The sequence below is a fragment of the Streptomyces omiyaensis genome (assembly GCF_014650895.1).
GTDB classification, from domain to species: Bacteria; Actinomycetota; Actinomycetes; order Streptomycetales; family Streptomycetaceae; genus Streptomyces; species Streptomyces omiyaensis.
Window position 1 is genome coordinate 19,796 of record NZ_BMVV01000046.1, and the last position, 7,504, is coordinate 27,299.

At 75.1% G+C, this 7,504-nt stretch carries 5 protein-coding genes; 3 read left to right on the forward strand and 2 right to left on the reverse strand.

The features are described from left to right. Window positions 1–206: 206 nt before the first annotated feature. Window positions 207–2,246, reverse strand: coding sequence for an AfsR/SARP family transcriptional regulator (locus IE287_RS36555; protein ID WP_189853730.1), 2,040 nt, complete (start codon window positions 2,244–2,246; stop codon window positions 207–209). 152 nt (window positions 2,247–2,398) lie between these two features. On the opposite strand from IE287_RS36555, the gene IE287_RS36560 reads away from it, so the two are divergent. Beyond that, a complete protein-coding gene (locus tag IE287_RS36560) occupies window positions 2,399–3,280 on the forward strand; it encodes an alpha/beta hydrolase (RefSeq protein ID WP_189853731.1) in 882 nt (293 codons plus the stop codon). A 153-nt stretch (window positions 3,281–3,433) separates the two neighbouring features. Here IE287_RS36560 and IE287_RS36565 read toward each other — a convergent pair whose 3' ends face one another. Further along, window positions 3,434–3,892, reverse strand: coding sequence for a TetR/AcrR family transcriptional regulator C-terminal domain-containing protein (locus tag IE287_RS36565; protein ID WP_229883977.1), 459 nt, complete (start codon window positions 3,890–3,892; stop codon window positions 3,434–3,436). Window positions 3,893–4,041: 149 nt separating this feature from the next. Between IE287_RS36565 and IE287_RS38950 the strand changes: the two genes are divergently transcribed. Continuing rightward, window positions 4,042–4,500 (forward strand): SDR family NAD(P)-dependent oxidoreductase, encoded by a 459-nt coding sequence (locus tag IE287_RS38950; protein WP_229883978.1) that lies wholly within the window; start codon window positions 4,042–4,044, stop codon window positions 4,498–4,500. Between the two features lie 1,232 nt (window positions 4,501–5,732). Beyond that, complete coding sequence (locus IE287_RS36575) at window positions 5,733–7,010, forward strand: glycoside hydrolase family 16 protein (RefSeq protein ID WP_189853733.1); 1,278 nt, start codon at window positions 5,733–5,735, stop codon at window positions 7,008–7,010. The last annotated feature ends 494 nt before the right edge of the window (window positions 7,011–7,504 follow it).

The window sequence follows — 7,504 nt, forward strand, 5'->3', positions numbered from 1 at the left end:
GAAGACCGTGCCGAACACCAGCGCCACCGGCCCCGCGGCCGGCAGGTGCTCCACGGTGTCGCGGCCCCCGGCCCCCAGCGCCCCCGCCTGCGGCCGGCCCCCGGGGAGCGGTGGTGGGCGGGGCCGGACAACCCCCGGACCACCCCCGTACGCCGCCGGACCACCCCGTACGCCGCCGGACACGGCGGACCGTCCGGGGACCGGCCTCAGACCTCCGTACCGGCGGCGCCCCGGCCGAGCGCCTCCTCGACGGCCGACAGGTGGCGTGCGACGGGCCCGAAGGAGACCAGCCCGCTGCCCGCTCCGGCCTGCTCGCTCCGGGCCGCGGAGAGTTCGCCGCGGGCACGGAGCAGGACGGGCCGGTGGTCCACGGCCGCGGCGGCGCGCGCGAGCAGGCACCACAGGGCCTCCTGGAGGAGGTCGTGGGGCGGCCGGGGGACCGTGCCCAGCGCCCGCCGGGCCTCCTCCCGCGCCCCCGAGGCGGCCAGCAGCAGCGGGGTGAGCCAGGGACGGTAGGGGCCGGCGTCGAGCCGGGCGAAGTCGTCGGGATCGGGCAGACCGTCGCCGAGCATGGCCGGGACGACCGCGACCAGGGCCGCGGCCCCGTCGGCGAGGCCGGGCATGCCGCAGTCGGCGGTCGCGGCGAGGGCCTGGCCGTAGCGGGGCCGGGCGGCGCCCCACCCCTCGGTCCCGCAGGTGCGCAGAGCCCGGTACCAGGCGGTGAACACCCCGGCGAGGGGACGGTCGTTGCGGTGGGCGAGCCGGTCGATCTCCCCGGCCTCCCCCTCCGCCGCCGCGAGGTCGCCGAGACCGGCGAGCGCCTGGAGGCGGACGATGCGCCCCAGGAGCTCGTGACCGGGCAGTTCGTGGTCGACGGCCAGCCGGACCAGCTCACCGCCGAGGGCGTCCCGGCGGGCGGCCGATCCGCAGGTGGCGAACGACTGCATGAAGGTCCCGTTGAGGGCGAAGGCGAGGAGCCGGGGGTCGGCGAGGCGCCTGGCGATCCGGACGGCCTCGTCCGCGGCGAGCCCGGCACGCCGCCGCCACGGTTCGGTGACGGGGGCGTCGGCGGCCCGGGGGAGGGGCGCGTCGGCGGTGGCGTCCCCCCGCGACTCGACGGCCACGACGGACAGCAGCCGGGCGCGCAGCGCGGCGGGCGCCGCGGGGCCGAGCTCGGCGGCCGCGCGGGCGGCCGCCCGCGACAGCGCGCGGACGTCGTCGGGGGAGTCGGCGCGCGTCCACACCGCCGGGACGTCGTAGGAGCCGATGATCCGGGCGGCCAGCTCGGCGTCTCCGGTCGCCTCGGCCGCGGCGACCAGGTCGCGACGGTGACGGCGCGCCTCCTCGAGCCCGCCGGCACCGGTCACCGCGAGGTCCCGCAGCAGCCCGGCCGTGGCGTGGAGCCGGGCGCTGGACCGGGCGGGCACCGACCGGTTCCACGCCGCCGCCGTCCGCTCCCAAAGACTGTCGGTCGTCCCCGCCGGTTCGGGCGCGGAACCGGCGGCGCCGAGGATACGGCGCTCCGCCCGGTCCACGGCGTCCCGGGAGCCGCCGGGACCGACCGCGCCGGCGAGCGCGGCCCGCGCACGGCCCAGGGTCTCCAGGGCCTCGCCGCGCCGGCCGGCCCGGTCGAGCGCGCCGGCCAGCAGGATCCATCCGTCCTGCCGGTGCGGGTGGGCGACGACATGACCCCGCAGGTCGGCCACCGCCTCGTGCGCGGCGCCGGTCGCCACGAGCGCGTCGGCGCGCCGCTCGACCGCGTCGAGGCGGAGCGACTCCAGCCTGACCCGCTCGGCCCGGGTCCAGGAGGCGTCGGGGAAGTCGGCCAGCACCGGCCCGCGCCAGAGGGCGAGCGCGTCCCGCCAGAGCGCCACGGCCGTGTGGGGCGGCGCCCCGGCCGCCGCCCCGACCGCCTCCTCGAAACGCCAGGCGTCCACCGCCTCCCGCCCGGCGCGCAGGAAGTAGCCGGGGCCGTCGGTGACCAGCAGACGGGACGGCTGCCGGGCCGGCCGGGCGGGTTCCAGGGCCCTGCGCAGCGCCGCGACGAAGGTGCGGACCGCGCCCACCGCGCCCGCCGGGGGAGCCTCCTCCCACAGGTCGGCCACGAGCCGGTCGACCGTCACCACCCGGCCGCGGGCGACGAGCAGCCGTCCGAGCACCTCGCGGTGGCGGGGCGCGCCGAGCGGGAGGACCGAGCCGCCGTCCCAGGCGGCCACCGGTCCCAGCAGACCGAACTCCACGCCCACGGCGGTGTCCTTTCGCGGCCGGCGCCGTTTCGGACGAACCGCGGAGGCACTCATCGATCGCTGATCCGGGACCCACAGCCTGGGTGACGTCCCCGGACGCCCGGACCAGTGCTCCGGACACGTCCACTCTGCCACGAACGACAGGAGTCGCCGTGACCCACCCGACCCTCCCCGGATTCACCGAGCACCGCGTGCGCGCCGCCGACGGCGTCGCCCTCCACGCCGCCGTCGGCGGCGCGGGCTCCCCCGTCGTGCTGCTGCACGGCTTCCCGCAGACCCACCTCATGTGGCGGCACGTGGCCGCCGACCTCGCCGCCGACCACACCGTCATCTGCCCCGACCTGCGCGGCTACGGCGCCAGCGACAAGCCCGCCGAGACCGGCCCGGACGTCTACTCCAAGCGGACCATGGCCCGGGACGTCGTCCGCCTCGCGGCCGAGCTGGGGCACGACCGGTTCACCCTGGCCGGCCACGACCGGGGCGCGCTGGTCGCCTTCCGCGCGGCGATGGACCACCCGGACACCGTCACGCGAGCGCTCTTCCTCGACGTCCTGCCGACCCTCGACATGTGGGACGCCCTCCACGGGGTCTCCGCCGCGGTCGGCTTCCACCTCTACCTGATGGCGCAGCCCCCCGGCCTGCCGGAACGGATGATCCAGGCGTCGGCCGACACCTTCTTCGGCTCCTTCCTCGACGCGTGGACCGGCGCCTCCGCCGCGATCCCCGCCGACGTGCGCGCCCACTACCTCGCGGCGTCCGCGGCGGCCGTCCCCTCCATCGTCGCCGACTACCGGGCCTCGGCCGGCGTGGACGTCGACCACGACACCGCCGACAGGGAGGCGGGCAGCCGGCTGGCCATGCCGGTGACCGTCCTCCAGCAGGACTGGGGTGCCGCGCTCGGCTACCACGCCGAGGGCCTGTGGAGCGCCTGGGCGGACGACCTGCGCCACCGGACGGTCTCCAGCGGCCACTTCATGGCCGAGGAGGACCCCACCCTGATCACCGAGGAGATCAGGGCCCTCACGACCCGGTGACCAGACCGCACCGCTCCCCCCACCGTCCTCCCGGGCGAGGGGGAGCGGGCGGATCGAGCCCGGACAGCAGAAGGGAAGGAGGGAAGGGGCCCGGCGGGCGCGTGGGCAGGGGGAAGCGTCCCTGGCTCCGCACGGCGCGGCGGCCGCGTGTCCTCAGACGGTGCCGTACCGGGCCGTCATCATGAGCACGGCCTCGTCGACGACGCGCCCGACCGCCGTGGCATCCGGCGCCCAGTCGGCCACGAGCGTGCGGGGCCGGAACGCGCAGTTGGAGATCATGCCCAGGAACTGGGTCGCGGCCGGTTCGGGATCGTCCACGGTCAGCGTGCCCGTGTCTTGCTCCGCCTCCAGGTAGTGGCGTACCGAGTCGAAGCAGGGCGTCTTCCCCCGGCGGAACCGGGACTCGGCCGGCTCGGGGAAGCGCGGCAGTTCGGCGATGACGATCCGGAACAGATCCGCCATGCCCGGCCGGGTGAGCAGGGCGACGTAACGCCGGCCGATCACGGTGAGTCCGGCGCGGGGACCGCCCGGCGCGGGCGGCTCCTCGTTCCCCGCCTCCGCTTTCCAGGACGCGCTGAGGATCGCGTCGAAGAGCGCGGCCCCGCGGTCCACCTCGACGTCACCGAGGAGGAATCCTGGAACGCCGCCATCGCCGCGACGGAGGACCGCTTCGGTCCCCTCTCGATCCTGGTCGGCAACGCGGGGGTGCAGAATCCCGCAGCCCCGTCGAGGCCACCGACCGGCGCGTCCGGGACCGCGTCCTGGCCGTCAACCTCACCGGCACGTTCCTCGGTATCAAGGCGGCGGCCCCGTCGCTCCGCCGTGGTGGCGGTGGAGCCATCGTCAACATCGCCTCCACCTCCGGCATGGTCGGCACGGCGCTGTACGCCCCCTACACGGCCGGCAAGTGGGCCGTACGCGGCCTGACCAAGACCGCCGCCCTCGAACTGGGGCGGGACGGGATCCGCGTCAACGCCATCCACCCCGGAGCCATCGCCACCCCGTTCATCACGGAGCCCGCCGCGGGCAGCGACACGCCGATCTCCGACTTCTACTCGGCCGAGCCGTTCGCCATCCCGCGGCTCGGGGAGCCGGCCGACATCACCCGGGCCCTGCTGTTCCTCACCTCGGACGACGCCTCCTTCGCCACCGGCGCGGAGTTCGTCATCGACGGCGGCCTCCTGCTCGGCCCCGCCCTCCGGCACGCGGACGCCGCGTGACCCCACCGGCCCCGCCGCGAAGAAGCGGAGCCCGTACGGACCCGGCGGTACGGGCGGCCCTGGGGGCCACCCCGCGGCAGGCATCCGCGAGGGGACGGTCGGCATCATCACGACGGGCCGGACAGCGGGCCGACCCGCCCCCCATTCCTCTGACGGCACGGCCGACCACGAGCGACGGCAGAGGAACCGGTCGGGGGGTGCGGATCGGGATTCCGGCGGAGGTGTCCACCACCGGGCCGGTCGACGTGGTGACGGCCAGGCACGGCCGTGCCGCGCGACGGCGGGGCATCCCGGGGGATCCGGGCCCTCGCGCGGGTGAACCGGTCGTCACTGTGCCGTGCCCGTGTCCGTCTCGGCGAGGACGTGCTGGAGATCGCGTTCCGTCGGATGGCCGGCCCGCTCGACACCAGGGGCACGCCCGGGGCGCGGTCGCGAAGCCCGCGGTCCCTCACCCTGGAGGGCACCCGGTCCGCCCTCCCTGATCCGACGAGCAACGGCGACACCTTCGACGGTCCCTGCACCAACGGCGGCGGCCTGTCCAGGCTCCCCCGGACCAGGGCGGCGGCCCTCGCCCGGATCGGAACGCACGGGGTCCCCGATGCCCGCCTCGGCGGCTACCGCAACGGAGAACGCACCCCCGCCCATCCGCCGGCCGGCTCCTCCGGCCCCGGCGACCCGGCCATTGCCGACCGTGTCTCCTGCCCGCATCCCTTCCCCTCGGATCGACCGCCGCAAGCCCGCCCGCCCCTTCCTCACGCAGACCGGGCCGGGAGGGGGTGCGCCCCCGCCTCCCCCGGCCGGGCACAGCCGGTACTGTCCGGGCCTGCTCAAGAAAGCGAACCGTTGGCCTGTGCCGAGGACCCGAGCCGGAGGCGGCACGATCCGGTCCGGCATGAGGCCCCCAGCCGACCTCGAAGCCGAAGCGCCCCTGCCGGACCGGAGGGCCGGCAGTCGGGGGATGGCGTTTCTCGCGAATCCCGGGAGGGCCCTCAGGCCGGCCGTGGGCGAAGCCGACTCGCCGGACGAGCCCCGAGCAACCGTACGGGGCCGCCGTCTCCGCCGCGCCGGACCTGCCGCACCCTCTTGACGGGCCCTTACCTTACTCCTTAAATCATGTCGGCAAGGGAGTGGTCTGCACCAACAGAACTGTCATGCGCATGCCATTAAAGACATCGGCCCCCAGCCACGGTCACTCCTCACCCTCACCCCCCACCACGACGGAAGAGAGAGCCATGCACTCCTCCCGCGCTTCCCGTCCACCCCGCGCCCGCCTGCGCAGGACCCTGTCCGCCGCCCTCGCGGGCGCCGCCCTCCTCGTGGGCCTGGCCGTCGGCGCGCCCGGCTCCGCCGCGGCGGGCGAGGCGGCCGCGGCCGCCCCCGCCGCCGTCACCTTCGCGGAGGAGTTCGACGGGCCCGCCGGTTCCGCCGTCAACGGTTCCCGCTGGCAGCTGGAGACCGGCGACAACGTCAGCAACCACGAGCGGCAGTACTACACCGCCGGCACCGCGAACGCGGCGCTCGACGGCCAGGGCCACCTCGTCATCACCGCGCGCCGCGAGAACCCGGGCAACTACCAGTGCTGGTACGGGAGGTGCGAGTACACCTCCGCCCGCCTGAACACGGCCGGCCGCTTCACCGCCCAGTACGGCAGGGTCGAGGCACGGATGAAGATCCCGCGCGGACAGGGCATGTGGCCCGCGTTCTGGATGCTCGGTCACGACCTCGGCCAGGTGGGCTGGCCCAACTCCGGCGAGATCGACGTCATGGAGAACGTCGGCTTCGAGCCCTCCACCGTGCACGGCACCCTCCACGGCCCCGGCTACTCGGGCTCCGGCGGCATCGGCGCCGGCTACACCCTGCCCGGCGGACAGGCGTTCGCCGACGCGTTCCACACCTTCGCCGTCGACTGGGCACCGGACCGCATCACCTGGTCCGTGGACGGGAACGTCTACCAGACCCGTACGCCCGCCGACCTCGGCGGCCGCAGCTGGGTCTTCAACAAGCCCTTCTTCCTCATCCTCAACCTCGCCGTCGGCGGCTACTGGCCCGGCGACCCCAACGGTTCCACGGTCTTCCCCGCACAGCTCGTCGTCGACCACGTCCGCGTCACCACCGGCGACACCCCGCCCGCCGGGAACCGCATCACCGGCATCGGCGGCAAGTGCGTCGACGTGGCCGCCGCCAACACCGCCAACGGCACTCCCGTCCAGCTCTACGACTGCAACGGCACCGCCGCCCAGAACTGGACGGTCGGCGCGGACGGCTCCATCCGGGCGCTCGGCAAGTGCCTCGACGCCGCCTCCGGCGGCACGGCCGACGGCACCCTCGTCCAGCTGTGGGACTGCAACGGCTCGGGCGCCCAGCGCTGGGCGGTCAGCGGCGCCCGCGACATCGTGAACATCCAGGCGAACAAGTGCCTCGACGCGACGGGCAACAGCTCGGCCAACGGCACCCGCCTCCAGCTGTGGACCTGCGCCGGCACGCCGAACCAGAAGTGGACGGTCGCCTGACCCTCCGAGCCCCTGCCCCTCTGCCCCTCTGATCGGCCCCGATCCGCCGCAGGAAGACCGGCGACGGATCGGGGCCGCCTCCGTCCTCCGGGGGCCCCGGAGACGGGGCCGGGCCTGAAGTTGACATGGACTGCGCCCGATCCGTAGTGTCCTCCGAGTTGTCCGACGTGAGCACCGGCCCCGGTCGGCCCCGGACGGCGATTCCGCGAGAACCACAGAGCCCGACGGCGGCGAGTAATTCGTTTCCTTCGGCTCTCCGTGTTCTTTTACGGAATGAGGAATCCCCGATTCGCATCGGAGTCAGGGAATCCGCTAGAGTCTCACTCGTCGGAACGGCCCAACGGCCGGAAAGACGAATCCCGCCGACCGGGAATCGGACACCGAAAAGCGTCTGATAGAGTCGGGAACGAAGGAAGCGCCCGGAGGGCCCGGAAACGGGAACGAAGGAAGCGTCCGCACCTTGAGAACTCAACAGCGTGCCAAAAATCAACGCC